Origin of the sequence: Actinomadura sp. DC4, assembly GCF_030406325.1 — a bacterium.
Lineage (GTDB): Bacteria > Actinomycetota > Actinomycetes > Streptosporangiales > Streptosporangiaceae > Actinoallomurus.
Map to the genome: position 1 here is coordinate 105367 of NZ_JAUEQY010000006.1, position 25572 is coordinate 130938.

Genomic DNA, 25572 nt, shown 5'->3' on the forward strand with positions numbered 1-25572 from the left:
CATCACCGTCTCATACCTCGGCGGTCTCGCGCTGCTCGACCGAAGGCGCGGGGGTCTCCCCTGATCTCTTCCCCGGCATCCACCGCAGAACCACGAGCGCGCCGAGCAGGGCCACGGCCGACGAGATGGCCGAGGTGACGTGCATGGCGTGCACGAAGGAGTGGTGCGCCGGATCCATGATCAGCCGTCCGGCCGGGCCGAGGTGGTCGGCGACGCCCGCGGTGGCGCCGATCGACTCGCCCGCGGTCTCGCGCAGCTTCTCCGGCAGCGCGGTCAGGTGCGGTTTCATGCCGGACCGGTAGATCGAGGTGACCAGCGAGCCGAGCACCGCGACGCCGAGGGCGATCGCGACCTGACGGGCGATGTTGTTGATCGCCGAGCCCGATCCCGCCTGCTCGCGCGGGAGTACCGACATGACGGCGGTCGTGGCCGGCGGCATGACCATGCCCATCCCCGCGCCCTGGATGAAGAAGGTGATCTCCAGCAGCCAGATCGGGCTGTCGACCGTGGCGGTCACGTGGTAGCTCAGCAGCGCGAAGGCGACCAGGACCAGCCCGGTCGCGGCCACCGCCCTCGCGCCGTACCGGCCGACGAGCGTCGCGCTGCGCGGTGAGACGAGGAGCTGGCCGACGGCCAGCGGCAGGGACAGTGCGCCGGCCTCCAGTGGCGAGAAGCCGCGGACGCTCTGCAGGTACAGCGAGACGAACAGGACGACGCCGCCGAGCGCGAAGAAGACGAGCGCGATCGCGCCGACCGAGGCCGACAGCCGTCCGTCGCGGAAGAGCCGGACGTTCAGCGAGGGGTGGGAGATGCGCGACTCGTACCAGACGAACACCGCGAGGAGCGCGAGGCCGGCGATGATCGGGCCGTACACCTGCGCGGCGGTGACGGAGGCCTTCTCTCCGCCTTCGATGATCCCGTACGTCAGCAGCACGAGGCCGGCGATCGACAGCAGCACGCCGCCGAAGTCGATCTTCATGTGCCGCCCGCGCGACTCGGGCACGACCAGCGCGATGGCGACGATTCCGGCCGCGACGACCGGGACGTTGATCAGGAAGACCGAGCCCCACCAGAAGTGGTCGAGCAGCAGGCCGCCGGTGATCGGGCCGATCGCGATGCCGACGCCGACCGCCCCGGCCCAGATGCCGATGGCGCGGCCGCGCTCCTCGGGCTCGAAGACGTTGGCGATGACCGACAGCGTCTGCGGCATGACCGCCGCGCCGCCGAGGCCCATGGCCGCGCGCGCCAGGATCAGCTGTCCCGGCGTCTGCGCGTACGAGGAGACCAGCGACGACAGGCCGAAGAGCACCATGCCGATGATCAGCATGCGCCTGTGGCCGACGCGGTCGCCGAGCACACCGAAGGTGAACAGCAGGCCCGCGAAGACGAGGGTGTAAGAGTTGATCGCCCACTCGAGCTGGCCCTGGGAGGCGCCCAGGCCCTCGCCCGGATCCGCGATCGTCTTCAGGGCGACGTTGAGGACGGTGTTGTCGAGGACGATGACGAGGAGGCAGACGACCAGGACGTACAGGATCGTCCAGCGCCTCTTGTGGATGGTCTGCGGATCCATCTGACCCTTCTGACGGTATCGATACGATGCTGTTTCGTTTCTGAACACCGGCGAGCTCGGATCTCTTCCTTAAGATACGAGACCGTTTCGTTTCGATACACCGGCCGGAAATTTCCGGGGTGTTCCGCCCGTTGCGTCCGTGTAATCATCGGTGTCGTCCGGGGACGCCAGAGCGGCGCCTCGAGGCTGGAGGTATCGATGTCTGCTGCAACGAGTCGGCCCACCGCCCTGTACGGCGGCCAGACGGGACGCCGGGTGACCGTACGCGACCTCGCGACGGCCAAGGAGAACGGCGAGAAGTGGCCCATGCTCACCGCGTACGACGCGCTGACCGCGCGGGTCTTCGACGACGCCGGGATCCCGGTCCTGCTCGTCGGTGACTCCGGCGGCATGGTCGTGCTCGGCTACGACTCGACCATCCCGGTGACCGTCGACGAGCTGCTCCCCCTCACCGCCGCGGTCGTCCGCGGCACGTCGCGCGCGCTCGTCGTCGCCGACATGCCGTTCGGCTCCTACCAGACCGGCCCGGAGGAGGCGCTGCGCAACGCGGCGCGCTTCCTCAAGGAGGCCGGCGCCCAGGCCGTCAAGCTCGAAGGCGGCGAACGCGTGCTCCCGCAGGTCGAGACGCTCGTCTCGGCCGGCATCCCGGTCATGGCGCACCTCGGCCTCACGCCGCAGTCGGTGAACGCCTTCGGCGGCTACCGCGTCCAGGGACGCGGCGAGTCCGGCGAGCGGCTCATGGCCGATGCCAAGGCGATGGAGGCCGCCGGCGCGTTCGCGGTCGTGCTCGAGTGCGTCCCGTCCGAACTCGCCGAGCGGGTCACGAGCGCGCTGTCGATCCCGACAATCGGCATCGGGGCCGGGGCGGGTACCGACGCCCAGGTCCTCGTGTGGCAGGACATGGCCGGGCTCACGCCGCGTACGGCCAAGTTCGTCAAGCGGTACGCCGACGTGGCGGGCGTTCTGCGCTCGGCCGTGGAGGAGTACGCCGCGGACGTCGTGTCCGGCGCGTTCCCGGCCGAGGAGCACGGCTACCGCTGAGTCGGCGCCCGCGAGATGCGATCATGCAATAGGTTGCCATGTATCGCATGATCACGGAGCGGACGCTTCGGCGCCGCCCGACGCCGGAGGACGCACACCGTCATGACCGTTTCCCCGGGGCCGCCGCCTTGGCCACTTCCGCCGTCGTGGACGCTGACGCCGCCTCGGCAGGCCGAGACGACCGAGGAACTCACGCCGCCCGCTCCGGAGCCCGTGGCTCCGGAGCCGGTGGTCCTCACCGCACACCGCACGATCGCCCTGCTCGCGCCCGACGACGCCGGAGCGCGTGAGGTCCTCGGCGCCGTCCCGGGCGTGAAGGTGGACACCCGGACGGTCCGCACGCCGTCCCCCGGCTTCGCCGGCGTGTACGAGCTCGCCGACGCCGCGGCGCGCGCCATGAGCGAGGGCGCCGACGGCGTCGTCATCGTCCAGGGCGCGGACGCTCCGGAGGAGACGGCCTGGGCGCTCGACCTGCTCCACCCCGGCGACGCGCCGCTCGTGCTCGCCGCCGACCCCGGCCACGCCGGCGACGTGGCGGACGCCATCAGCGTCGCGGCGGCCGCGCCGCCGCGCTCCGGCTGCCTGCTCGTCGCCCGCGGCGAGATCCACGCGGCGCGGCACGTGCGCCGGACCGGTTCGCCCCTGCCCGAGCTCACCTCACCCGGCGCCGGCCCGCTCGGCCACGTGACCGACGGGACCGTACGCCTGCTGTGGCGCCCGCCGGAGCGCATCACCGTACGCGACGGCGCGAACGGCGGGCGCGTCCCGCGCGTCGGCCTGCACACGGCGGTCCTCGGCGACGACGGCCTGCTCCTGGGCGCGCTGGCCGAGCGCTGCGACGGCCTCGTCGTCGCGGCGGCCACGACCGGCGGCGTCCCGGAGGAGATCGCGCTCGTCCTGGCCGAGGCGTCCGCCCGCATGCCGGTGGTCGTGGCCTCACCCGTCGGGTACGACTCGATCCCGATGACGTCGCTGGACCCGCTGAAGGCCCGCGTGCTCATGCACCTGCTCCTGGCCGCGGGCCGCGGCCGCGACGCCGTGCTGGCCGCCTTCGCCGCGGCCGAGCGACCCGGTCCCGCGCAGCTGTAGGTCAGGCGGTCGGCTCCGGGGCCGCGGTCTCGCGCCAGCGGCTCGTGATCGGCAGGCGGCGGTCCCGGCCGAAGTTCTTCGGCGTGATCTTCGGGCCGGGCGGGTACTGGCGGCGCTTGTACTCCGCCAGGTCGACCAGCCTGATGATCCGCTCCACCAGCTCCCGGTCGTGGCCCGCGGCGATCAGCGCGTCGTGGCCCAGGTCCTTCTCGACGTAGTCGTCGAGCACCGCGTCCAGGATCTCGTACGGCGGCAGGGAGTCGGTGTCGAGCTGGCCCGGCCGCAGCTCCGCCGACGGCGGCTTGTCGATGATGTTCTGCGGGATCGGCGGCGTCGCCGAGGGCCGTACGAGCGGAGGCAGGCCAGCCGTCTGCTCGTTGCGCCACCGGCAGAGCGCGAAGACCGTGACCTTGGGCACGTCCTTGATCGGCCCGAAGCCACCGGCCGAGTCGCCGTACAGCGTGGAGTAGCCGGTGGCCAGCTCGCTCTTGTTGCCGGTCGTGAGCACCAGGTGGCCGTGCTCGTTGGACAGCCCCATCAGGATGTTCCCGCGCACCCGTGCCTGGAGGTTCTCCGCGGCGAGCCCGGTCAGATCGAGTTCGGCCTCGTAGGCGTCGACCATGCCGCGGATCGGCACCGTACGGCCGTGGACGCCCTGGCGTTTGACCAGGTCCTCGGCGTCGGTGATCGAGTGGTCGCTGGACCAGCGGCTCGGCATCAGCACGGTATGGACGTTGGCCGCCCCGATCGCGTCGGCGGCGATCGTGGCCACCAGCGCGGAGTCGATGCCGCCCGACAGTCCGAGGATCACCGAGCGGAAGCCGTTCTTGCGCACGTAGTCGCGTACGCCGAGGACCAGCGCGCCGTACACCTCGCCGAGGTCGCCGAGCGGCTCGGCGTGCGGCGGCGTCTCGACGGGGTACGGGGCCACGGGCTCGTCGGACAGGCGGACCCGCTCGATGGTGATCGTCGTGCCGTCGTGGGCGTCGGCCGGGGTCTCGCCGGGCGTGAACTCCGCGGGCGCGCCGGGCAGCTCCAGGTCGGCGACGAGGAGGTCCTCGGCGAACTGCGGGCCCCGGGCGAGCAGCCCGCCGTCGCGGTCGACGACGAGCGAGTCGCCGTCGAAGATCAGCTCGTCCTGGCCGCCGACCAGGTTGACGTACGCGAGCGCGCAGCCCGCCTCGCGCGCCCGGCGGGCGCACAGCTCCAGGCGCACGTCGTCCTTGTTCCGCTCGTACGGGGAGGCGTTCGGCACGACGAGGAGCTGCGCCCCGGCCTCGCGCGTGACGGTCACCGGGCCGCCGTCCTGCCAGAGGTCCTCGCAGACGGCGACGGCCACGTCGACGCCGTGCAGGCGGAAGACCGGCAGCCGGTCGCCGCGCACGAAGTAGCGGTATTCGTCGAAGACGCCGTAGTTGGGCAGGTGGTGCTTTGCCGTACGGGCCACGACCCGCCCGTCGTACAGGACGGCGGCGGCGTCGAGCGGGGCCCCGGCGGGCTGCCCGACCCGGTCGACGACGTCGGGCCGCCGGTCGAGGTAGCCGGCGACGACGGGGATGCCGCCGAGCCCGGCGTCGGCGAGCCGCCTCGCGGTCTCGGCGAGCGTCTGGATGGAGGCGTCGACGAAGGACTTGCGCAGGGCGAGGTCCTCGACCGGGTACCCGGTCAGGAACATCTCGGGGAAGACGATGAGGTGGGCGCCGCGCTCCGCGGCGCGGCGGGTCCGGTCGACGATGAGTTCGGCGTTCCCCGTGAGGTCACCGACGGTCCCGTTGACCTGTGCGAGGGCGATGCGCAACTGTGCCACGGCACGAGCCTAGACCGCCCCCGTGCACGGCCACCGACGGCGTCGCCCTCCCGGCGACCGCATGGAGTCGCCGCGCCGGGGAAGGACGACTCCAGGTTCGTACCGAGATGGGATGATTCACGGCCCGCGATCGTCAGGAGAGGTCTCGATTCATGTAACAGAGGATCTTCAACTGTGATCAACTAGTAACGGTTCTCTCGCGCCCTGGACTCGACACATGCGATTTGTCTCGTATTTAACGGCGATTTCGACATACTTGGCCTGATACAAGGATGCGGTGGCGGGACAACGGAAGGGTTCGTCAGCCATGGCCGATTCTTCGGCGAGAACACTCGTGCTCGGAATCGGGCGCAACGGCGAGATCCTCCAGTGCGGTCAGAACGCCCCCGGTGTGGTCGGGCGCGCGCCCGAGGAGATCGTCGGCACCGACGCGGCCGAGCTCTTCGCCGTTGACGGAAAAGAGGCCCTGACCGGCCTGTTCGACGCGCTCGACACCAGCCAGGAGCGCACCGCGGTCCTCAGCGTCCCCGGCGACGACGGCACGGCCTGCGACGCCGTGGTCACCGTCGTGCCCATGCACTCCGGCGCCGGCGACGTCGGCGGCCTGATGATGATCCGGGTCGCCGTGACCGACCTGGAGCGGTTCACCGACCCGGCCCTGATGCGCTGGGCCCTCCTCGACGACGCGCTCCCCCGCATCAGCGCGATGCTCGACCTGGAGCAGATGGCGCACGAGCTGGCCGGCGTGCTCGTCCCGCACTTCTGCGACTCCGCCGGCGTGCTCATCCGCGAGAGCATCATGGGCGCCGACGAGGTGCCCTCGTTCTCCCCCGAGGGCACGGCCGTGCTGCACCGGCTGGCCGTCGCCGCCGACAACGACTTCCCCAGCTGGAGCGCCGCCTTCCCGGCCGGCGAGGTCCTCGCGTATCCGCCCGGCACCCCGTACGTCCGCTGCATGGCGACGGGCGCGCCCGTGCTCGAACCCCACGTCGACACCAAGGCCGCGCGTCGTATCGCGCGGGCCTGGCGGCGCGCGCCGGTCGCCCGGCTGCTCGACGGGGTCTCCATGGTCCTGCTGCCGCTGATCGCCCGGGGGACGACGCTCGGCTTCATCGTCTGCACCCGGAGCGACACGCACCGGACCTTCGACGCGTACGACGTCGAGATCGGGATGGACTTCGCGGCCCGCGCCGCGCTCTACATCGACAACGCGCGCCGCTACAGCCGGGAGCGGGCGACCGCGCTCACCCTCCAGCGCAGCATGCTGCCGACCGGGCTGACCGCGCCGTCGAGCGTCGAGATGCGGCACCGCTACCTGCCCGGCAACCAGCTCATCGAGGTCGGCGGCGACTGGTACGACGCCATCGCGCTGCCCGGCGGGCGCGTCGCCCTCATCGTCGGCGACGTGGCCGGGCACGGCGTGCGCGCCGCCGTCACCATGGGGCGGCTGCGCACCGCGCTGCAGACGATCGTCAACCTCGAACTCTCCCCCTCGGAGGGCCTCCAGCAGGTCGACGCGCTGATGCGCGGCATCGGCGAGCGCGAGCCCGCCTTCGCGACCTGCGTGTACGCGGTGTACGACGCGACGGACGGCACCTGTGAGATCGCCTCCGCCGGCCACCTCCCGCCGTTGCTGCTGCGGCCGGACGGCACGAGCGAGTTCCTCGACGTGTCGCCGGCGCCGCCGCTGGGCGTCGGCGAGGGCATGATCGAGTCCCGTACGTTCGACATCGAGGACGGCGGCATCCTGGTGCTCTACACCGACGGACTCGTGGAGAACCGCGGCCAGGACATCGACGACGGGCTGGCCCGGCTGCGCGGCGTCTTCGGCCCGGAGGCCCTGCTCAGCCCGCTCGAGGACCTCGCCAAGGCGACCCTCGACGGCGCGTACTCCGACCACGACCGCGATGACATCGCGGTGCTCATCGCCCGCCTGCGCCAGCTGCCCGACGATCACGTGGTGACGATGACGCTCCCCGCGCGGCCCTCCGCCGTACGCGAGGCGCGCGGCCGGGTGCGCGCCACGCTGGAGTCCTGGGAGCTGGAGGAGCTGTCCTTCACCGCCGAGCTGCTGGTCTCGGAGCTGGTCACGAACGCCCTGAGGTACGCCACGAGTGACATCGGGCTGCGGATGCTGCTCGACCGTACGCTCGTCTTCGAGATCCGGGACGGCTCCGACGCACTGCCGCGGGCCCGCCAGGCCGCCGACGACGACGAGAACGGCCGCGGCCTGCAGGTCGTCCACCGCCTCGCGAAGCGCTGGGGCGCGCGCCTCGCGGGCAAGGGCAAGATCGTCTGGTGCGAGATGGACCTGCCGGGCGGCGGCGAGCGCCTCATGGAGGCCTGGCCCGGCGAGGCACACCACCTCTGACCTGCTCCTCGACCCGTGGCACCGCGTGACCCACCGGACCGGCCCTAGCCGGTCCGGGTTCTCGGGGCGGCGGCCATGGCGGCGCCGACGATGCCGGCCGCGTTGTGGAGTTCGGCGGCGACCACCTCGGCGCGTACCTCCTTCAGGTGCGGCAGGAAGTGCTCGGCGTGACGGCTCACCCCGCCGCCCACGATGATCAGCGAGGGCCAGACGAGGTCCTCCACGCGCCGCAGGTACTCATCGAGCTTTCCCGCCCACTTCTCCCAGCTCCACTCATGCTTCTCGCGGGCGAACGCCGAGGCGCGCTTCTCGCCGTCCTTGCCGCGGATCTCGATGTGGCCCAGCTCGGTGTTGGGCATCAGGCGGCCGTCGGTGAACAGCGCGGAGCCGACGCCGGTGCCCAGGGTGACCACGAGCACGGTCCCCTCGCGGCCCCGCCCCGCGCCGTACGTCATCTCGGCCACGCCCGCCGCGTCGGCGTCGTTCAGCAGCGTCACCGGCACGCCGCACTCCTCGGCGAGCAGGTCGCGCGCCTGCAGGCCGACCCACTTGTCGGTCAGGTTCGCCGCGGTACGGGTCACGCCGTCGATGACGACGCCGGGAAAGGTCACGCCGACCGGGCCGTCCCAGTCGAAGTGGTGGACGATCTCCGCCACGGACTTGGCGACCGGGCCGGGCTTGGCGGGCTCCGGGGTCTCCACCCGCATCCGGTCGCGGGTGAAGTCACCGGTCTGGGTCTCCACGGGTGCGCCTTTGATCCCGCTCCCGCCGATATCGATGCCGAGTATCTCCATATGTCATGCGTACACCAGATGACGGAAGTTAATCCGGTTCGCGACACGCCACTTCTTCCTGATGCCGCAGATGAGGGTGAGCCACCCTGGGCCGTACGGCACGATTAGGCCATGGACGCGAGTCAGGTCACCGCCCTGCGGGAGCTGCTGTCGATGACCGGCTGGCCGGAGCGCACGCAGGACTTCGCCCGCTCACTGCGCGCCTCGGCCCGGCTTCCCGGCAGCCTGCTGCTGTTCGGGCCGGCCGGCGACGAGCCGTGGCACCTGGCCGCCCACCTCGACGACGAGAGCCGGTTCAACGAGATCCCGGAGATCTCTCCCACGCTCGTCCGCTGGGATCCGCCCGACGGCGCGCCTCCCCACCTGCGGATCGGCCTCGACCGGCTGCGGGAGACGCGGCGCGGCGAGTCGCTGCTGGTCGTCTCGGAGGAGGCCGCCCCGGAGGGCCTGCTGGAGCGGGTGGACGACGCCCGGCGGACCGGCGCGACGATCTTCACGCTGGACGGCGACGACCGCGAGCTGCGTGGTCTGGCCCACGAGTCGCTGACCGTGCCGGCCGGCGACTCCCTGGTCTCCTTCGACGCCGCCCAGCATCTCGTGAGCGTGGCGGCCGGCGAGCCCCGCACGCGCCGCGGCCTGCGCGACCGCCTCGCCGGCCTCCTCGACACGATCACCGGCCCGCCGGCCGGCTGACCGGCGGCCCGGCTGACCGGATCAGGTCAGTCGTCCTCCCGGGCCTGCCACTGCTCGTTGCGCTCCCGCGCGTGCTCAAGGGCGTTCGCGGCGGCGGTCTCAGAGTCGTACGGGCCCATCCGGTCGCGGTCCGGGCAGCCCGGGCCGTGCTCCACGCGCTTGTGCTTGAGGCAGAAGAACCACTTGCCGTCATCGCTCATCGTCGTCTCCTGATCATGTTGTCATCGTGCCCATAGGGGGCAACTACACTCCAACACCATGACGACGCAACTCCGGCCCGGCCACGTCTCACCGATCCGCAAGGTGCCCGCGGAGATCCCGCGGCCGGAGTACGTCGGTAAGAAGTTTCCCCGCACCGGAGAGCCCGACGTCAAGACGCCGGAGATCATCGAGAAGATGCGGGTGGCCGGCCGGATCGCGGCGCGGGCGATGGCCGAGGTCGCCAAGAACATCGAGCCCGGCGTCACCACCGACGAGCTGGACCGGATCGGGCACGAGTACATGCTCGACCACGGCGCATACCCCTCGACGCTCGGCTACCGCGGCTTCCCCAAGTCGCTGTGCACCTCGCTCAACGAGGTGATCTGCCACGGCATCCCCGACGACACCGTGGTCCGTGACGGCGACATCATCAACATCGACATCACCGCGTTCAAGGACGGCGTGCACGGCGACACCGACGCGACCTACCTCGTCGGCGACGTGGACGAGGAGTCGCGACTGCTCGTCGAGCGCACCCGCGAGGCCCTCGACCGCGCCATCAAGGCGGTGCGCCCCGGGCGGCAGCTCAACGTCATCGGCCGCGTCATCGAGTCCTACGCCAAGCGGTTCGACTACGGCGTGGTGCGCGACTTCACCGGGCACGGCATCGGCACGACCTTCCACTCCGGGCTGATCGTGCCGCACTACGACGACACGACCGCCACGACCGTCATCGAGACGGGCATGACGTTCACGATCGAGCCGATGCTCACGCTCGGCACGATCGAGTACGACATCTGGGCGGACAACTGGACCGTCGTGACCAAGGACCGCAAGCGCACCGCCCAGTTCGAGCACACGCTTCTGGTCACCGACGACGGCGCCGAGATCCTCACCCTGCCGTGAGATAACGGCGCGCGCGGAGGGTACGTACCGCGCCGTGGCCGACAGACTCGGGACCTATCGCAGCAAACGCGACGCGCGGCGTACGCCGGAACCGGTGCCGCGGGAGGGGCCGCTCCCCGAGGGACGCGACGACACGTTCGTGATCCAGGAGCACCACGCACGGCGGCTGCACTGGGACTTCCGGTTGGAGCGCGACGGCGTGCTCGTCTCGTGGGCGCTGCCCAAGGGCGTCCCGGACGACCCGAAGACCAACCACCTCGCCGTCCACACCGAGGACCACCCGCTGGAGTACGCCGCGTTCGCCGGCGAGATCCCTCAGGGCGAGTACGGCGGCGGCCAGGTGAAGATCTGGGACCGCGGGACGTACGAGACCGAGAAGTGGGCCGAGCGCGAGATCAAGATCGTGCTGCACGGCGGGCGGGTCTCCGGCCGCTACGTCCTCTTCCCCACCAAGGGCAAGAACTGGATGATCCACCGGATGGACCCGCCGGTCTCCCCTGACGCCGAGCCCATGCCCGGGGACGTACGCCCGGTGCTGCCCGAGGAGCGCAGGCGGCTGCCGCGCAACAAGGAGGAGTACGGCTATGAGTTCGCCTGGGGCGGGCGCCGGATGATCATGTACGCCGACCGCGGGCCCGCACGGCCCGTCGCCGCGGACGGGAGGCCCGCCAAGGCCCCACGGGGGCTCGGTGAGGCTCTCGGCTCGCGCCGGGCGGTCCTGGACGGTGAGATGACCGACGCGGGCGGCGAGACGTACATGATCTTCGATCTGCTGTACCTCGACGGGCGGACGCTGTTCGACGAGCCGTACGAGCGGCGCCGCGAACTTCTCGAGGAGCTCGGCCTGTCCGGGCCGCGCTGGCAGACCGCTCCGGTCTTCGACGACGGCGACGCCGTCCGCGAGACGGCGCGTGAGCAGGGATTGCCCGGCATACTCGCCAAACGGCTCGACGCCCCGTACCGGCAGGCCAAGGCGGACTGGCGGCTCATCCCGGTCTGACCCTCCGTGAACGCCTCGATCTTCTCCGGCGCGTCGTGCGGCGCGGGGCGTCTCCTCTTGGTTACAGTCCGCGCGTGGCAATTACCCGGGCAAAGCGAGTGATGCACGCATGATGGGTCATACCCACGCACTGGCGGGGGCTGTCGCGTGGTTGGGGCTGGTCCCCTTCCTCGCGGACTACGGAATGAAGATGACGGCCGGCGAGATCGTCGCCGGTTCCGTCGTCTGCGCGGGGGCGGCGCTGCTGCCCGACATCGACCACCACGACGGCTCGATCGCCAACGCGCTCGGGCCGATCACCCAGGGACTGTGCAAGGCCGTCGCGTGGATCTCCGGCGGACACCGGCACGCCACGCACTCCCTCTTCTTCATCCTGCTGGGGACGTTCGGCACCGACCTGCTCGCGCAGTACTTCAGACCCGGCTGGTGGGTGGAGCTGTTCCTGCTCATCTGCCTCGGGCTGCGGGGCGTCGGCATCCACGTCCCCGAGAAGGAGCACTTCAACCTGATCCTGAACGGCGCGCTCGCGCTGGGCCTGACCTACCTGATGATCGGCATGCACTTCGCCGGGCCCGGGATCGACCTGTTCATGGGCCACTACTACCTCGGCTGGGCGGGGCTCGCGGTCGGGCTCGGCTGCTTCATGCACGTCTTCACCGACTGCCTGACGCCGCAGGGGTGCCCGGTGTTCTGGCCGCTGAAGACGAGGTTCGAGGTCCCGATCATCCCGCGTACCGACGGGGTCGTGGAGAAATGGGTGGTCACCCCGATCCTGACCCTCGGCGTGGTCGTCCTGGCGATCCGGACGTCGGCGGGCGGCTTCGCGATTCACTGGCTGCAGCACAACCGGACCTGAGGGCAAACCGCCCGCGCTCCTCAGTCCGGCAAAGGATGGCCTCGTCAGGGCCGCCGTACGGCTTGCCGCCGGTGACTGCTGGGAACAGCACTGTGCATGAAGCGACAGATGCGGCCCGCGGCGGCCCTGGCCGGGGCGTTGATCGTCGGACTGCCCCCGACCGCGGGCTGCGGCAACGGGGTGCGCCGGGACAACACGCCCACGACGGCGAGCGCGGGCACGGGCTCGCCCGGTTCCGCGGCCGCACTGGAGCAGCAGTTCGAGCAGGTCGTCAAGACGGTGCTGCCGTCCGTCGTACAGATCAACACCGACTCCGGGCTGGGGTCGGGGGTCGTGTACGACACAAAGGGCGACATCGTCACCAACGACCACGTCGTCGCGGGCGCGCACCGGCTGCAGGTGACCACGCCGAGCTCCAAGTCGCCGCTGCCCGCCAGGCTCGTCGGTGAGTTCGCCGCCAACGACCTCGCCGTCGTACGGGTGAAGGACGCGCGGCTGACCCCGGCGACGTTCGGCGACTCCAGCCGCCTGGCGGTCGGGCAGCTCGTCATGGCGATGGGCAACCCGCTGGGCCTGTCCGGGAGCGTCACCAACGGCATCGTCTCCGCGCTGGGACGTACGGTCAGCTCACAGCGCGAAGGGTCCTTCCCCGGCGCGACCATCGCCGGCGCCGTGCAGACGAGCGCGCCGATCAACCCGGGCAACAGCGGCGGGGCGCTGGTCACCCTGAGCAACCAGGTGGTCGGCATCCCGACGCTGACCGTCTCGGACCCGCAGATCGGCGGCGCGGCGGCCGGCATCGGGTTCGCGATCCCGAGCAACACCGTGAAGCTCATCGCCGCCCAGCTCATCGCCTCGGGCCGGGTGAAGGAGTCCGGACGCGCCGCGATGGGGGTCAAGGTACGGACCGTCGTCGACATGCAGGGCAACGTCGCGGGCGTCGGCGTCGTGTCGGTGACCACGGGCGGCCCGGCGGACAAGGCCGGCGTCAAGGCGGACGACGTGATCGTGTCGGTGGGCGGCGTACGCACCTCGACGACCACCGCGCTCGCCGAGGCGCTCGCCGGCCTCAAGCCGGGGCAGCGCGTACAGGTGGAGCTCCAGCACCCCAACGGCTCCAAGAACACCGTCACCGTGACCCTGAACCAGCTCCCGGGTTAGCGGCGCTGGATGACCAGCCGGTTGTGGCGGAAGTCCAGGATGACGTTCCCGAAGCGGCACAGCTCGTCCGAGCCCAGCAGGCCGGCGACGCCGATGCCGAGGTCGACGACCGACAGAGACGTGCCGTGCATCGGCAGGCCACCGAGCGTCCAGCGGTGCACGCGGACGACGGGCACGACGCCGCTGCCCGTAACGCCCTGCACGGGATGCTGCTGGCCCGTACGAGGGAGCCCCAGCCTGCGGACGAGGCTGCGGTCCACCGAGGAGTTGGACGACCCGGTGTCGAGCACGAACTCGTACGGCCCCCGCCCGTTGACCCGCATCGGGACATAGACGAGCGTGCCGCCGTTGCCGCGCACCAGGCGCATGGGCAGCGTGATCTGGTCGGTGTGCGCCGCCGCGGGCGTCGGCGTGGGGGTCGGGCTGGGGGTGGGCGCCACCGACGGCGGCCGGGGCGCCGCGACGTCGACGCGCTCGTCGGCGCAGCCCACGGCGATCTGGAGCGCCGCGGTCAGCAGCAGGCCGGTGGTGACGGAGCGGGACACAGACCGGATCCTCCCCGCGCGCGGCTCGGCTTACCCGTGGCCGTTCGCCCTGGTCACGTGACCGCCGGGCGCGTCCGGCCGCGATCCGCGCCCGTCCGTACGGCCCTGACGCCGGCCGATCGTGGTGAATCTGACGAATCAGTGTCAGATACCGACGTCTTCCCTGGCATCGCGGCTGGAGCGCCCCCTAGCGTGGAAAGCGATGACAGCGATGATCAGCGGGCTGGTGTCGTACCCGGTCAAGGGCTGCGCCGGCGTGCCGCTCGGCGAGACGGTGCTGACCGACGGGGGCTTGGCGCACGACCGCACCTTCATGGTGATCGACGGCGACGGGACGTTCCGCAGTCAGCGCCGCGACCCCCGGCTGGCCGTGATCCGCCCCGGCATCGCCGACGACGGTGAGCGGCTCACCCTGAGCGCGCCCGGGTTCCCCCGCCTGGACGTCGCGGTCGACCTGAACTCCTCCCGCCGGGAGGTACGCCTGTTCGGCGAGGGCTACCGGGGCATCGACCAGGGCGAGACCGCCGCCGAGTGGCTGTCGTCGGTGCTCGGCAGGGCGAGCCGCCTGGTGCGGGTGCCCCCGGAGCACAGAAGGGTCACCGGCGGCCGGACGCCCGGAACCTCCGGCTACGCCGACAGCGGCCCGCTCCACGCCATCTCACGCGCCACGCTGAACGAGCTGAACCGGCGCCTGACCGGTCCCGCACTGCCGATGTCGCGGTTCCGCCCGAACCTCGTGATCGGCGGGTGGGACGAGCCGCACCTGGAGGACCGCGCGGGTCACGTCGTCGTCGGCAACGCCGAACTCGCCTACGCCAAGCTCACGATCCGCTGCGCCGTCACCCTGGTCGACCAGGACCGCGGCGAGCGCGCCGGCCCCGAGCCGCTCCGCACCCTCGCCGCCTACCGCCGCGCCGCCGCCGGCGGGGTGGCGTTCGGCGTCATGTTCTCGGTCCTGCGCCCCGGCAGGCTCACCGTCGGCGACGAACTGACCGTCACCTCCTGGATCGACTCCGAACCGCGCGGCTGAACCCGCACTACGACCCCGGCCCGATGGCAGTCGCGTCGTGCGCCTCCCGGGCGCGCAGCAGCGCGGGGAGATGGTCCCTGCTCCAGGCGCGTGCGGCCTCGACGAGGGTCAGCAGGCTGCGTCCGAGTGGCGTCAGCTCGTACTCCACCCGGGGCGGGTTCTCGTCGTACGCGGTCCGCGTGACGAGGCCGTCGCGTTCCATCGCCCGCAGGGTCTGGGTCAACACCTTCGGGGTGATGCCGCGCAGCGGCACCCGCAGCTCGGTGAACCGCCGCCGGCCTCCTTCGAGGCACAGCACCACCATCCCGGTCCACTTGTCGCCGATCTGGATCGGCATGGCGCTGGACGGGCAGACCGGGTCGAACATCTCCGGATCCAACGGCTCGGCCATGCGGCCAGTATCGTTGAGGTAACCGGTATCCGCTGGATACCGTTCCTGACCGGCGGCGACAGGCACCGCCGGAGGGAGTTCGGCATGAGCGGCATCGTCATCTTCGGCGCGGGCGGACGGGCCGGGCGGGCGGTCACGGTGGAGGCGCGGGCGCGCGGGCATCGCGTGACGGCCGTGGTCCGCGATCCCGCGAGGCACCCCGGCGGACGGCGTCGTGGTGGCGCGGGGCGACGTCACCGACGGGCCGGGCGTCGCCGCCCTCGTGGCCGGGCACGAGGCCGCGGTCCACGCGGTGAGCCCGTTCACCGGCCCCGAACAGGGCTTCGCCGGCCTCGACCCCGCGTTCTTCGTCAGGGCGGCCGACGCCCTGCTCGGCGCGCGGGCGCCCCGGCTCCTGCTCATCGGCCTGTTCGCGAACCTGCGCGACGCCGGCGGGCGCCCGGTCATGGACGACCCGTCGGTCTTCCCGGCCGAGATCCGGCCGTTCGCCGTCGCGCACGCCGCCGGCCTCGACCGGCTCAGGGAATCGGAGTCCGCGGCCGACTGGCTCATGCTCACCCCGCCCGCGCGGCTGGAGGCGGACGGCCCGCGGACCGGCCGCTACGAGATCGGAGACGAGACCGCGCGCCCGTCGGCCCACCTGTCGTACGCCGACCTCGCGGTGGCGGTGGTCGACGAGATCGAGACGCCACGGCACCACCGCACCCGCGTCTCGGTGTTCAACCGAACCCCGGGCACGCGCGGGCCGAGGTGACCCTGGCAGGATCTTGCCCATGACCACATCGTTGCCTGAAGCACCGGACGTCGGCGGCCTGTCCATCGGGATCCTCGGTGGCACCGGGGACCAGGGCAAGGGCCTGGCGCGCCGGTTCGCGCTCGCCGGCCACGACGTCATCATCGGCTCCCGCAGCGCCGGGCGCGCGCAGGAGGCGGCCCAGAGCCTCGGGTCCGGCGTCCGCGGCGAGGAGAACCCCGTCGCCGCCCGCGAGGCCGACGTGGTGATCGTGGCGGTGCCGTGGGACGGCCACAAGGCGCTGCTCGAATCGCTGCGCGACGAGCTCGCCGGCAAGATCGTCGTCGACTGCGTCAACCCGCTCGGCTTCGACAAGCAGGGGGCCTACCCGCTGCCGGTCGAGGAGGGCAGCGCCGCCCAGCAGGCGGCCGCCGTGCTCACCGGCAGCACCGTCGTCGCGGCGTTCCACCACGTGTCCGCGGTCGTCCTGCTCGACCCCGGGGCCGACGAGGTCGACCTCGACGTGCTCGTGCTCGGCGACGACCGCGAGGCCACCGGCACCGTACAGGCGCTCGCGAGCCGCATCGCCGGCATCCGCGGCGTGTACGGCGGCCGGCTCCGCAACGCCCACCAGGTCGAGGCGCTGACCGCCAACCTGATCTCCGTCAACCGGCGATACAAGACGCACGCGGGCGTACGGGTGACCGGGTTGTGAGATTCGTCGTCTACGGCGCCGGCGCCATCGGCGGCGTGATCGGCGCGCACCTGTTCCGCGGCGGCCACGACGTCACGCTGATCGCGCGCGGCGCGCACCACGACGCCATCCGCGAGCACGGCCTGCGGCTCGACACCCCGGACGAGAGCGTCACGCTGCCCATCCCGGTCGCGGCCCGGCCCGCCGAGGTGGAGTTCGGCGACGGCGACATCGTGATCCTCGCGATGAAGACGCAGGACACCGCGCCCGCGCTGGCCGAGCTGTCCGCCGTCGCGCCACCGGGGATCGTCGTGGTCTCGGCGCAGAACGGCGTGGAGAACGAACGGCTGGCCCTGCGGCTGTTCCCCGAGGTGTACGGCGTCTGCGTCGTGCTGCCCGCGACCTTCCTCGAGCCCGGCGTGGTCGAGGCGTCCATGGCGCCGGTCGGCGGCCTCCTGGACGTGGGAAGGTATCCGCGCGGGGACGACGACACCGCACGCGCCCTCGCCGCGGCATTCCGCGAGTCGCGGTTCGAGGCCGAGGCGCGCCCGGACATCATGCGCTACAAGTACGGCAAACTGCTCAACAACCTCAGCAACGCCGCGCAGGTCATCATCGGCCTCGGCGAGCAGAGCCGCGAGGTCGTCCGGCTGGCCCGCGAGGAGGGCGTCGAGTGCCTGCGCGCGGCCGGCATCGAGGCCGAGCACGTCGAGCCCGTGCTGGCGCAGACGCGGCCGGTCCAGGGGCGCGAACGCGGCGGCGGCTCGTCCTTCCAGAGTCTCCAGCGCGGCACCGGCACGATCGAGACCGACTATCTCAACGGTGAGATCGTCCTGCTGGGCCGCCGGTACGGCGTGCCGACGCCCGTCAACGAGCTCCTGCGGTCCGTGGCGAACCGGATGGCGCGCGAGGGCCTGCCGCCCGGCCTGATGACGGCGGAGGAGTTCCTCGGACGGCTGGACGGGCGCGCGCGGCGGTGAGCGGCGTGCGGCGGGTCGTCTCGCTCGTGCCGTCGCTGACGGAGGCGATCGCGGCGACCGCGCCCCGCCTGCTCGTCGGCGCGACCGACTGGTGCACGCATCCGCCGGGGCTGGACGTCGTACGGGTGCGGGGCACCAAGAACCCGGACGTCGACCGGATCCTGGCCCTGGAGCCGGACCTCGTCGTCGCCAACTTCGAGGAGAACCGCCCGGAGGACCTGGGAGCCCTGCGCGCGGCCGGCGTCCCGGTCCACGAGACGGTCATCCGCACGCTGCCCGAGGCGCTGTCCGGCCTGGCCGCCATGCTCGGCGCGTGCGGCCTCTCGTCTCCGCGGTGGCTCGCCGGCGCGCGGGCGGCCTGGGCGGACGTGCTGGACGAGCCGCCGCCGGCCACGCGCACGGCGGTGATCCCGATCTGGCGGCGGCCGTGGATGGTGCTCGGCCAGGACACCTTCGCGGGGGACGTGCTCGCGCGGCTGGGCGTCGCGAACCTGTACGCCGGCGACGCCGAGCGCTATCCGAAGGTGAGCGCCGCCGAGATCGCGGGGCGCGGCCCGGAGCTGGTGATCCTGCCGGACGAGCCGTACGCCTTCACGGCCGGCGACGGCCCGGAGGCCTTTCCCGGCCTGCGGGCGGTCCTGGTGAGCGGACGGCACCTGGAGTGGTACGGCCCGTCACTCACCGACGCACGCCAGGTCCTGACGCGGAGCCTCGCCTAGGACCGGGCCGGACGGTGCGCCATCGACGCCTCGCCTGGACAGATCAGGCTAGTCCTGGGACTCCTTGGAGCGCTTGTCGAGTGAGGCGAGGTAGGCGTTGTAGTCCGACAGCTCGTCGTCGGCCTGGGCGGCCTCGGCGCGGTCGGCGTTGCGCTCCAGGCGGCGAGCCAGGCGGCGGTCCTCGGCGAACCACTGGAACACCATCGCGACCAGCACGATGAAGGTCGGGATCTCCCCGAACGCCCAGGCGATCGAGCCGCCGGTGTGCTGGTCCGACAGGATCGAGGCGCCCCACGGGCGGCGCAGGGCGGTGTACCACCCGAGCGCCAGCGGCCTGCCGAGGTTCATCAGCGCCAGGCCGAAGAACGCGTGGAACGGCATCGTCACGAACAGCAGGAGCATCCTGGCGAGGTACGGGAGCTTGCGCGGGGTCGGGTCGACGCCGATCAGCACCCAGAAGAACAGCGACCCGGCCACCAGGAAGTGCACGAGCATCACCAGATGCCCGACATGGGCGCGCATGAGGTAACCGAACAGCGGCGTGAAGTACACGAGGTACGTGCTGCCGATGAAGATCACCGTGGCCGTGGCGGGGTGCCCGATGATCCGCATGGCCCGGCTGTGCAGAATGATCGTCAGCCATTCGCGCGGCCCTCGGTCGCCGCGGATCGCGGCCGGTTTCAAGGCGCGCAGCGCGAGGGTCACCGGGGCGCCCAGCACGAGCAGGATCGGGCTCAGCATCGACAGCACCATGTGCTGGATCATGTGCGTGCTGAACAGCACCGGAGAGTAGGTCGCGACGCCGGTCATGGTGACGGCGACGATCGTGACCAGGCCGAGGGCCCAGGCGATCGTACGGCCGACCGGCCAGGCGTCGCCCCGGCGGAGCAGGCGCGTGACCCCGGCGGCGTACAGGCCACCGAGCACGACGACCAGCACCGCGAAGAACAGGTCGGGCCTCCACATCGTGGCCAGCCGGGCGAACGTGATCGGCGGCGGCATCGGGAAGCCGATCACCGAGGTGACCGGGTCCTCGTCGACGGTCGAGGCGGGCGGCGCGGTACGGGCCAGCGCGACGGCGACGCCGAGGGTGGCGGTCATCACGATGACCTCGACCCCGGCGAGCCGGACGAACGCCCACGGCGGCCGGATCACCGCCCGCCGGGCGTACCCCTTGGGGCTGTGCGCCATGAGGGCCGGCAGCGTGCGCCCGCGGTGGAGGTAGCCGAAGATCCCCAAGATCGTGAACAGGGCCACCTTGACCAGGACCAGCCGGCCGTAGTCGGTGGTGTAGAGCAGGGACGGGTCGGGCAGGCGGGACACGACGTTCGCGGCGCCGCTGCCCCCGACCGCGATGTAGCACCAGAGCGCCATCCGGCTGAACCGCGCCGCCGCCACGCCGAGGTGGTCGCCGCCGTGCGCGGCGTGCCAGACGAGCAGCAGCAGGCCGCCGACCCACGGGGCGAGCGCGGTGATGTGCATCGCGAGGGCGCTGATGGCCAGCTCGTGGTTGGGCGAGGCCGAGGAGTGCCCGGTGAGCGGGGGCGGCAGGAGGGCGATGATCGAGACGACGAGCAGCCCCGCCGCCGCGCCCGGTGTGGCCTCCGTACGGGCCAGCAACGCGATCATCGCCGCGATCAGCACGACGAACATCAGCGCGGTGCCCTGCGGGAGCTGGCCGACGTAGCTCGACAGCTCGCCGCCGCTCACCACCCGGTCGGCCGGCACGCCGAGGATGTCGGAGACGGTGAAGATCAGCGTGGCTCCGGCGCCGGCCGCCCAGACGGCGGCGATCCAGGAGGCGCCCCGGAGGTAGCGGACGGCCTGGGGGTCGAGCGTCCCGCGCGTGGTCGGCAGCAGCACCGCGGCGCCGAGGAGGACGCCGACGGTCAGCGTGCCGCCGGCCTCCATCGTGAAGCGCGCGACGGGCAGGCCCCAGCGGGTCAGGGTGCCGGCGTCGCCGAGACCGGGGATGACCTGCTCGCGCAGCGCGCCGCCGGCGAGGCCGGCGACGACCATGGCGGCGATGCCCGCGAGCGCGGCCGCCGCCGCGATGTACAAGCCCTGCCTACGCACGGGACACCGGCCGAGGAATGTTCGTCATGGAGGCGAGGATCGATCTCTCAGGAATGGGTGGGCACCACGGACGCTCCCACCTTATTAGCGACCTGGCAACGGCCTGTCAGGACCCGGCCGGGCGAGGAGTCGTGCGGGCGCGACGGGCCCGTGAGCACGGGCCTCACAGCCCGGCACAGCTCAGGGCGTGGCGATAGGCCTCCGCCCGGTGCTCGTCGTCACCGGTCTCGGACAGGAGCTCGGCCAGGTTGAACCAGCCCTCCGCTACCTCGCGCGACGGCTCCATCTGCTGCAGGCACGTCATCGCCTGGCCCAGCACGTCGGCGGCGTCCTCCTCCCGGCCGAGCCGGATGCGGGCCTCCCCCAGCACGATGAGGGCGCCGGCCGTCGCCGGGCGCGGCTCGGGGCCGAGCATCTTCAGGGCCTCGTCGGCGCGGTCGGCGGCCTTGCGCGGCTGGCCCATCGCCAGCTCGGCCCGCGCGAGCTCGGTCAGGCAGCGGGCGATGTCGATGCCGCCGGCCGCCGTCGCCGTCATCTCACGCGTGGCGCGCTGCAGCTCGTCGCGGGCGCGTTCGGCCTCGTCCGGGCGGGCCAGCAGCATCAGCGTGCCGTACTCCCCGCGCAGGCGGCTGAGGTTGCGCAGGTCGGCGGCCTCGCCCAGCAGGGCCAGGGCGCGCTCCCCGTACGCCACCGCCTTCTCGAAGTCGGCCTGGTAGCGCGCGACGATCGCGGCCTCCCAGTAGGCGGCCATGCGCGCGACCGAGCTGCCCATCGCGTCCGCGTGCTCGATCAGGCGGTCGGCGAGCTGGCCGCCGCTGACGAGGTCGCCGCGCTCGAGGTAGGCCCCGACCAGCGTCGCGCCGAGCTTGACGGTCTCGTCGCTCCACGGGCCCGCCTTGGCGGTCACCCGGGCGAAGGCACCCTCGGCCACCGCCACGCTGCGGGCGGCGTCGCCCTTCTCCCGGTGGCAGCGGGACATGGCGATGTTGAGCCGGATCCACTCCTCGGTGTCGTAGTCGGGCGAGAGCACGGCGGTCAGCGCGGCGAACTCGTGCAGCGCCTCCTCCAGCTCGCCCGTCGCCTCCAGCGCGAGCGCGTGGCCCCAGCGTGCCCGGCGCGCGTACTCCGGCAGGGAGGCCAGGTCCGGGTCGGCCAGCAGCTCGGTGAGCCGGTCGCGCGCCTCGGCGGCCTCGCCGTTCTGCAGCGCGATCTCGGCGTACTCCAGGGTCACCCGCATCCGGTCCTGGGCGTCCTCGTCGATGCCGCTTGACAGATATGAGGCCGAACAGCCGAGTTTACGGGCGAGTAGGCGAACGACATCGGGCGTGGGGATGCGCTTACCGCTCTCGATGAGGGAAACGTAGCTATCGGACAGCTCGGGGAGGGCCAACTGCGCCTGTGAGAGGCCTCGGCGAATCCGCGTCGACCGGATTCGATGACCTAGTGATCCTTGACTGTCCACATTGACCCGCTTTTACTCGAATTTATAGACGGAGAGGTACGCGCATGAACGGACTCAAGCGAGTCGCGAGCACGCTCGTGGTGGTGACCGGTATTTCGATCGGTGCCTGGACCGCCCCCGCGATCGCCGCCGTCACCAGCGACGGACACCCCCGCTCACCCGAAGTGTTCCACTGCTGCTGACGTCCTTCTCGTCAAAAGGATAGTTTTCTCCGGCTTCTTCCAGAAGCACCTTCGGAAAGATGACGGAGACGCGCGCCTGTGCGGCCGGACGCCGGGCCCCGTAGCGGAACCACCAAACCGACCATATCGGGAGATCTCACCAAAGAGCGCCGGGTGATTCGTGAGATCGTCCCTGTTCCTTTCTCCGCGGCGCCTGCTCTACTGCCCTGGAGACCGGGTAGGGGATGAGGAGGTGGATGTCGTGACGAAACAGCACGATCCGCGCGCCAGGGAGGGCGCGCCGGTCACCGGGCGCTCATTCACGGGCGGCGTCGGTGAGAGTGCCGCGCGCCCGGACGGGGTGCTCAAGGTACGGGGGGCGTTCGCCTATTCGTCGGACCTGTGGATGGACGGCATGCTGTGGGGCGCCACGCTCCGCAGCCCGCACCCCAGCGCCGACATCCGCGGCATCGACATCACCGAGGCGGTCAAACTGCCCGGCGTGTTCGCCGTCCTCACCCATGAGGACGTCCCGGGCGCCCGTCACTACGGCCTGGACCTGAAGGACCAGCCCGTGCTCGCCATCGACCGGGTCCGCTACCAGGGCGAGGCGGTGGCCATCGTCGCCGCCGACCACCCGGAGACCGCACGCCGGGCCTGCGACCTCATCACGGTCGACTACGCCGTACGCGAGCCGGTGACCGACGCGCGGGCCGCCGCCCTGGACCCCGCCTGCCCGAAGGTCCAAGAGCGCGGCAACGTCGTACGCCACCAGCCGGTCCGTACGGGTGAGGTCTTCACCGCCGACGTGGTCGTCACGGGCGACTACGAGGTCGGCATGCAGGACCAGGCCTTCCTCGGCCCCGAGTCCGGCCTCGCCGTGCCGGCCGAGGACGGCGGCGTCGACCTGTTCGTCGCCACCCAGTGGCTGCACGTCGACCAGGAGCAGATCGCCCCCGTCCTGGGGCTCCCCCAGGACAAGGTGCGGCTGACCCTGTCCGGCGTGGGCGGCGCGTTCGGCGCCCGTGAGGACCTGTCCATGCAGATCCACGCCTGCCTGCTCGCGCTGCGCACCGCCCGGCCGGTCAAGATCGTCTATGGCCGGGAGGAGTCGTTCTCCGGTCACGTGCACCGGCACCCGGCCACCCTCCGCTACGAGCACGGTGCCGACCGGGACGGGCGCCTCGTCTACGTCAAGGCCGAGATCATCCTGGACGGCGGCGCGTACTGCTCCTCGACGCCCGCGGTGGTCGGCAACGCCGCCTCCCTCGGCGCCGGCCCGTACGACGTGCCGAACGTCGCGGTCGACGCCTACGGCGTCTACACCAACAACCCGCCCTGCGGCGCGATGCGCGGTTTCGGCGCCGTGCAGGCGTGCTTCGCCTACGAGTCTCAGATGGACCGGCTCGCCGAGGCGTGCGGGCTGGACCCGATCGAGATCCGCGTGCGCAACGCGCTGTCGGAGGGGTCGCTGCTGCCCACCGGGCAGGTCGTCGACATGCCCGCGCCCCTCACCGACATGCTGCGCCGCGCCGAGGCGTTCCCGATGCCCGGCCCCGCCGACACCCGCGACGTGCGCAACCTGCCCGGCGGCGTGGCCAACACCACGCACGGCGAGGGCGTCAGGCGCGGCGTGGGGTACGGCATCGGCATCAAGAACATCTGCTACTCCGAGGGCTTCGACGACCTGTCCACCGCCCGGGTACGCCTGGAGGTGTCGGGTGGCGAGGTCACCGCGCTGGTGCACACCGCCGCCGCCGAGGTCGGGCAGGGCCTGGTCACGCTGCAGGCGCAGATCGCCCGCACCGAGCTCGGCGTCGAGCTGGTCACGGTCGCGCCGGCCGACACGACGGTGGGCTCGGCGGGCTCCTCCAGCGCCTCCCGGCAGTCGTACATGACCGGCGGCGCGGTCCGCACCGCGTGCGAGGCCGTACGGGAGCGGGTGCTCCGCCTCGCCGGGATGCCCGGCGGGGCCCTCGTCGGCGGCCACGTCGTCTCCGGCGGCGTCTCGATCCCGCTCGCCGAGGTGCTCGGCGACCGGGCGGTCGAGGAGACGCGGGAGTTCCACCACCGGCCGACGAGCCCCCTGGACCCGGTGACCGGCCAGGGCGACTCGCACACGCAGTTCGCCTTCTGCGTGCACCGGGCCGTCGTCGACGTGGACGTCGAACTCGGGCTCGTGAAGGTGGTCGAGCTGGCCGCCGTGCAGGACGTCGGCCGGATCCTCAACCCGATCGCGCTGGAGGGCCAGATCCACGGCGGGACCGCGCAGGGCCTCGGCCTGGCGCTGATGGAGGAGATCCAGGTACGGGACGGGCTGATCCGCAACCCGTCGTTCACCGACTACCTCATCCCCACGATCCTCGACATGCCGCCGATGAACCTGGAGATCCTGGAGAACCCGGACCCGTTCGCCCCGTACGGGCTGCGCGGCGCGGGCGAGCCGCCCACGCTGTCCTCCACCCCGGCGATCGTGGCCGCGGTCCGCGACGCCTGCGGGGCCGAGCTGATGCGGGTGCCCGTGCGCCCGGAGGACATCCTCGCCAGGGCCGGGGTTCCGGCCTGACGCGTCTCCCCGTCGCGGGACGACGGGGGACTCGCCTACTCTGCTCCGCATCGAGGCATGATCGATCGGAGGCCCGCAGTGCTCGTACACCCCTGGGATTCGGCCGAGGACACGGAGTGGCGGACCTGGCTCGCCGAACGCGACTTCGGCCAGCTCATCGCCGGCGGGAGCGGACGCGACGTGCCCGTCGTCGTGCCCACCCACTTCGTCTTCGACGGAGAGCGGACGGTCTGGCTGCACCTGGCCCGGCCCAACCCGGTCTGGGAGCCCCTGAAGGAGCATCCGCGCGCGCTGCTGACCGTGATCGACGACTACACCTACATCCGCGCGGAGTGGAACGCGAACCCCGGCACCCCGGTAGATCGCGGTACGCCGACGTCGTACTACGCGACCGTGCAGCTCGTCTGCGACGTCCGCGTGGTCGACGACGCGGCGGAGAAGGCCGCGATCCTCGACCGGCAGCTCGGCCACTTCGAGCCGGGCTCCGGGCGGCTTCCGGTCTCGCCGGACGAGGACCCGGACCGGCGGCAGCTGCCCGGCATCCGCGGAATCGAGCTCACCGTGACCGAGGTACGGGCCAAGTTCAAGTACGGCGGCAACAAGGACGCCGCCCACGTACGGGAGATCGCCGACCGGCTGGAGGAGCGCGGCAGCAGGGCCGACATCGCCGCCCGCGACCACGCGCTCCGCCGCCTGTAGATACTGTTGGGACCGGTGAGCCGGGAA

The 25572-nt window shown here is 72.0% G+C and carries 24 protein-coding genes; 16 read left to right on the forward strand and 8 right to left on the reverse strand.

Going from position 1 to position 25572, the window contains the following annotated elements:
* Window positions 1-10: 10 nt before the first annotated feature.
* Window positions 11-1570: an MFS transporter gene (locus QWU11_RS11860; protein WP_290105226.1), complete on the reverse strand. Its 1560-nt coding sequence runs from the start codon at window positions 1568-1570 to the stop codon at window positions 11-13.
* 198 nt (window positions 1571-1768) lie between these two features.
* Here QWU11_RS11860 and panB point away from each other — a divergent pair, with 198 nt between their 5' ends.
* Together panB and QWU11_RS11870 are read left to right on the forward strand one after the other, a co-directional pair.
* The gene (panB, locus tag QWU11_RS11865; RefSeq protein ID WP_290105227.1) at window positions 1769-2611 is read left to right on the forward strand and encodes a 3-methyl-2-oxobutanoate hydroxymethyltransferase; all 843 of its coding nucleotides are present in this window, start codon (window positions 1769-1771) and stop codon (window positions 2609-2611) included.
* A gap of 102 nt (window positions 2612-2713) precedes the next feature.
* Entirely contained in the window at window positions 2714-3700 is a 987-nt protein-coding gene (locus QWU11_RS11870) for an asparaginase domain-containing protein (protein ID WP_290105228.1), read from the forward strand.
* Window position 3701: 1 nt separating this feature from the next.
* On the opposite strand, the gene QWU11_RS11875 is transcribed toward QWU11_RS11870, so the two are convergent.
* Entirely contained in the window at window positions 3702-5507 is a 1806-nt protein-coding gene (locus tag QWU11_RS11875) for an NAD+ synthase (protein ID WP_290105229.1), read from the reverse strand.
* Window positions 5508-5814: 307 nt separating this feature from the next.
* Between QWU11_RS11875 and QWU11_RS11880 the strand changes: the two genes are divergently transcribed.
* Window positions 5815-7878, forward strand: a complete 2064-nt coding sequence (locus QWU11_RS11880) for a SpoIIE family protein phosphatase (protein ID WP_290105230.1) — start codon at window positions 5815-5817, stop codon at window positions 7876-7878.
* Between the two features lie 44 nt (window positions 7879-7922).
* On the opposite strand, the gene ppgK is transcribed toward QWU11_RS11880, so the two are convergent.
* A complete protein-coding gene (ppgK, locus tag QWU11_RS11885) occupies window positions 7923-8672 on the reverse strand; it encodes a polyphosphate--glucose phosphotransferase (protein WP_290105231.1) in 750 nt (249 codons plus the stop codon).
* A gap of 111 nt (window positions 8673-8783) precedes the next feature.
* Between ppgK and QWU11_RS11890 the strand changes: the two genes are divergently transcribed.
* Window positions 8784-9365, forward strand: coding sequence for a hypothetical protein (locus QWU11_RS11890; protein WP_290105232.1), 582 nt, complete (start codon window positions 8784-8786; stop codon window positions 9363-9365).
* A gap of 26 nt (window positions 9366-9391) precedes the next feature.
* Here the strand turns inward: QWU11_RS11890 and QWU11_RS11895 are convergent, their stop codons facing one another.
* On the reverse strand, window positions 9392-9565 hold the full coding sequence (locus QWU11_RS11895; RefSeq protein WP_290105233.1) for a hypothetical protein: 174 nt from the start codon (window positions 9563-9565) through the stop codon (window positions 9392-9394).
* 58 nt (window positions 9566-9623) lie between these two features.
* On the opposite strand from QWU11_RS11895, the gene map reads away from it, so the two are divergent.
* The 4 genes from map to QWU11_RS11915 all read left to right on the forward strand — a co-directional run bounded on the left by map (window position 9624) and on the right by QWU11_RS11915 (window position 13489).
* Window positions 9624-10472 carry a type I methionyl aminopeptidase gene (gene map / locus QWU11_RS11900; RefSeq protein ID WP_290105234.1) on the forward strand — a complete coding sequence of 283 codons (849 nt, stop codon included), beginning with the start codon at window positions 9624-9626 and terminating at the stop codon, window positions 10470-10472.
* Window positions 10473-10506: 34 nt separating this feature from the next.
* The gene (locus QWU11_RS11905) at window positions 10507-11472 is read left to right on the forward strand and encodes a DNA polymerase ligase N-terminal domain-containing protein (RefSeq protein ID WP_290105235.1); all 966 of its coding nucleotides are present in this window, start codon (window positions 10507-10509) and stop codon (window positions 11470-11472) included.
* A 112-nt stretch (window positions 11473-11584) separates the two neighbouring features.
* The gene (locus tag QWU11_RS11910; RefSeq protein WP_290105633.1) at window positions 11585-12328 is read left to right on the forward strand and encodes a metal-dependent hydrolase; all 744 of its coding nucleotides are present in this window, start codon (window positions 11585-11587) and stop codon (window positions 12326-12328) included.
* 96 nt (window positions 12329-12424) lie between these two features.
* Window positions 12425-13489 carry a trypsin-like peptidase domain-containing protein gene (locus QWU11_RS11915; RefSeq protein WP_290105236.1) on the forward strand — a complete coding sequence of 355 codons (1065 nt, stop codon included), beginning with the start codon at window positions 12425-12427 and terminating at the stop codon, window positions 13487-13489.
* Here the strand turns inward: QWU11_RS11915 and QWU11_RS11920 are convergent.
* Window positions 13486-14034: a retropepsin-like aspartic protease gene (locus tag QWU11_RS11920; protein ID WP_290105237.1), complete on the reverse strand. Its 549-nt coding sequence runs from the start codon at window positions 14032-14034 to the stop codon at window positions 13486-13488. The two genes, QWU11_RS11915 and QWU11_RS11920, sit on opposite strands and share 4 nt — an antisense overlap.
* Window positions 14035-14236: 202 nt before the next feature.
* Between QWU11_RS11920 and QWU11_RS11925 the strand changes: the two genes are divergently transcribed.
* Window positions 14237-15064 (forward strand): MOSC N-terminal beta barrel domain-containing protein, encoded by an 828-nt coding sequence (locus tag QWU11_RS11925; protein WP_290105238.1) that lies wholly within the window; start codon window positions 14237-14239, stop codon window positions 15062-15064.
* Between the two features lie 7 nt (window positions 15065-15071).
* Here QWU11_RS11925 and QWU11_RS11930 read toward each other — a convergent pair whose 3' ends face one another.
* Window positions 15072-15455, reverse strand: a complete 384-nt coding sequence (locus tag QWU11_RS11930) for a helix-turn-helix domain-containing protein (protein WP_290105239.1) — start codon at window positions 15453-15455, stop codon at window positions 15072-15074.
* Between the two features lie 214 nt (window positions 15456-15669).
* Between QWU11_RS11930 and QWU11_RS11935 the strand changes: the two genes are divergently transcribed.
* Genes QWU11_RS11935 through QWU11_RS11950 form a run of 4 tightly spaced genes read left to right on the forward strand, consistent with a single transcriptional unit; the run spans window position 15670 to window position 18581 of the window.
* Window positions 15670-16209 (forward strand): NAD(P)H-binding protein, encoded by a 540-nt coding sequence (locus QWU11_RS11935; RefSeq protein ID WP_290105240.1) that lies wholly within the window; start codon window positions 15670-15672, stop codon window positions 16207-16209.
* A gap of 19 nt (window positions 16210-16228) precedes the next feature.
* A complete protein-coding gene (gene npdG / locus QWU11_RS11940) occupies window positions 16229-16903 on the forward strand; it encodes an NADPH-dependent F420 reductase (RefSeq protein WP_290105241.1) in 675 nt (224 codons plus the stop codon).
* Window positions 16900-17862 (forward strand): 2-dehydropantoate 2-reductase, encoded by a 963-nt coding sequence (locus QWU11_RS11945; RefSeq protein WP_290105242.1) that lies wholly within the window; start codon window positions 16900-16902, stop codon window positions 17860-17862. The genes npdG and QWU11_RS11945 overlap by 4 nt, the downstream gene beginning before the upstream one ends.
* 5 nt (window positions 17863-17867) lie before the next feature.
* Window positions 17868-18581 carry a helical backbone metal receptor gene (locus QWU11_RS11950; RefSeq protein WP_290105243.1) on the forward strand — a complete coding sequence of 238 codons (714 nt, stop codon included), beginning with the start codon at window positions 17868-17870 and terminating at the stop codon, window positions 18579-18581.
* 48 nt (window positions 18582-18629) lie between these two features.
* On the opposite strand, the gene QWU11_RS11955 is transcribed toward QWU11_RS11950, so the two are convergent.
* Together QWU11_RS11955 and QWU11_RS11960 are read right to left on the reverse strand one after the other, a co-directional pair.
* On the reverse strand, window positions 18630-20657 hold the full coding sequence (locus QWU11_RS11955) for a cytochrome c oxidase assembly protein (protein WP_354670837.1): 2028 nt from the start codon (window positions 20655-20657) through the stop codon (window positions 18630-18632).
* Window positions 20658-20820: 163 nt separating this feature from the next.
* A complete protein-coding gene (locus QWU11_RS11960; protein WP_290105244.1) occupies window positions 20821-22119 on the reverse strand; it encodes a helix-turn-helix transcriptional regulator in 1299 nt (432 codons plus the stop codon).
* A gap of 44 nt (window positions 22120-22163) precedes the next feature.
* Here QWU11_RS11960 and QWU11_RS11965 point away from each other — a divergent pair, with 44 nt between their 5' ends.
* From QWU11_RS11965 to QWU11_RS11975, 3 genes are all read left to right on the forward strand, one after another.
* On the forward strand, window positions 22164-22301 hold the full coding sequence (locus QWU11_RS11965) for a hypothetical protein (RefSeq protein WP_290105245.1): 138 nt from the start codon (window positions 22164-22166) through the stop codon (window positions 22299-22301).
* Window positions 22302-22542: 241 nt separating this feature from the next.
* Window positions 22543-24846 (forward strand): xanthine dehydrogenase subunit D, encoded by a 2304-nt coding sequence (gene pucD, locus QWU11_RS11970; protein WP_290105246.1) that lies wholly within the window; start codon window positions 22543-22545, stop codon window positions 24844-24846.
* 57 nt (window positions 24847-24903) lie between these two features.
* Window positions 24904-25545, forward strand: a complete 642-nt coding sequence (locus tag QWU11_RS11975; protein WP_290105247.1) for an FMN-binding negative transcriptional regulator — start codon at window positions 24904-24906, stop codon at window positions 25543-25545.
* Window positions 25546-25572: the final 27 nt, after the last annotated feature.

Coding starts and splice junctions, on each gene's coding strand:
- QWU11_RS11880 (WP_290105230.1), top strand. CDS start 5,815: ATGGCCGATTCTTCGGCGAGAACACTCGTGCTCGGAATCGGGCGCAAC.
- npdG (WP_290105241.1), top strand. CDS start 16,229: ATGACCACATCGTTGCCTGAAGCACCGGACGTCGGCGGCCTGTCCATC.
- QWU11_RS11895 (WP_290105233.1), bottom strand. CDS start 9,565: ATGAGCGATGACGGCAAGTGGTTCTTCTGCCTCAAGCACAAGCGCGTG.
- QWU11_RS11965 (WP_290105245.1), top strand. CDS start 22,164: ATGAACGGACTCAAGCGAGTCGCGAGCACGCTCGTGGTGGTGACCGGT.
- QWU11_RS11910 (WP_290105633.1), top strand. CDS start 11,585: ATGGGTCATACCCACGCACTGGCGGGGGCTGTCGCGTGGTTGGGGCTG.
- QWU11_RS11870 (WP_290105228.1), top strand. CDS start 2,714: ATGACCGTTTCCCCGGGGCCGCCGCCTTGGCCACTTCCGCCGTCGTGG.
- QWU11_RS11925 (WP_290105238.1), top strand. CDS start 14,237: ATGACAGCGATGATCAGCGGGCTGGTGTCGTACCCGGTCAAGGGCTGC.
- QWU11_RS11915 (WP_290105236.1), top strand. CDS start 12,425: ATGAAGCGACAGATGCGGCCCGCGGCGGCCCTGGCCGGGGCGTTGATC.
- QWU11_RS11890 (WP_290105232.1), top strand. CDS start 8,784: ATGGACGCGAGTCAGGTCACCGCCCTGCGGGAGCTGCTGTCGATGACC.
- QWU11_RS11975 (WP_290105247.1), top strand. CDS start 24,904: ATGATCGATCGGAGGCCCGCAGTGCTCGTACACCCCTGGGATTCGGCC.
- ppgK (WP_290105231.1), bottom strand. CDS start 8,672: ATGGAGATACTCGGCATCGATATCGGCGGGAGCGGGATCAAAGGCGCA.
- map (WP_290105234.1), top strand. CDS start 9,624: ATGACGACGCAACTCCGGCCCGGCCACGTCTCACCGATCCGCAAGGTG.
- QWU11_RS11930 (WP_290105239.1), bottom strand. CDS start 15,455: ATGGCCGAGCCGTTGGATCCGGAGATGTTCGACCCGGTCTGCCCGTCC.
- panB (WP_290105227.1), top strand. CDS start 1,769: ATGTCTGCTGCAACGAGTCGGCCCACCGCCCTGTACGGCGGCCAGACG.
- QWU11_RS11860 (WP_290105226.1), bottom strand. CDS start 1,570: ATGGATCCGCAGACCATCCACAAGAGGCGCTGGACGATCCTGTACGTC.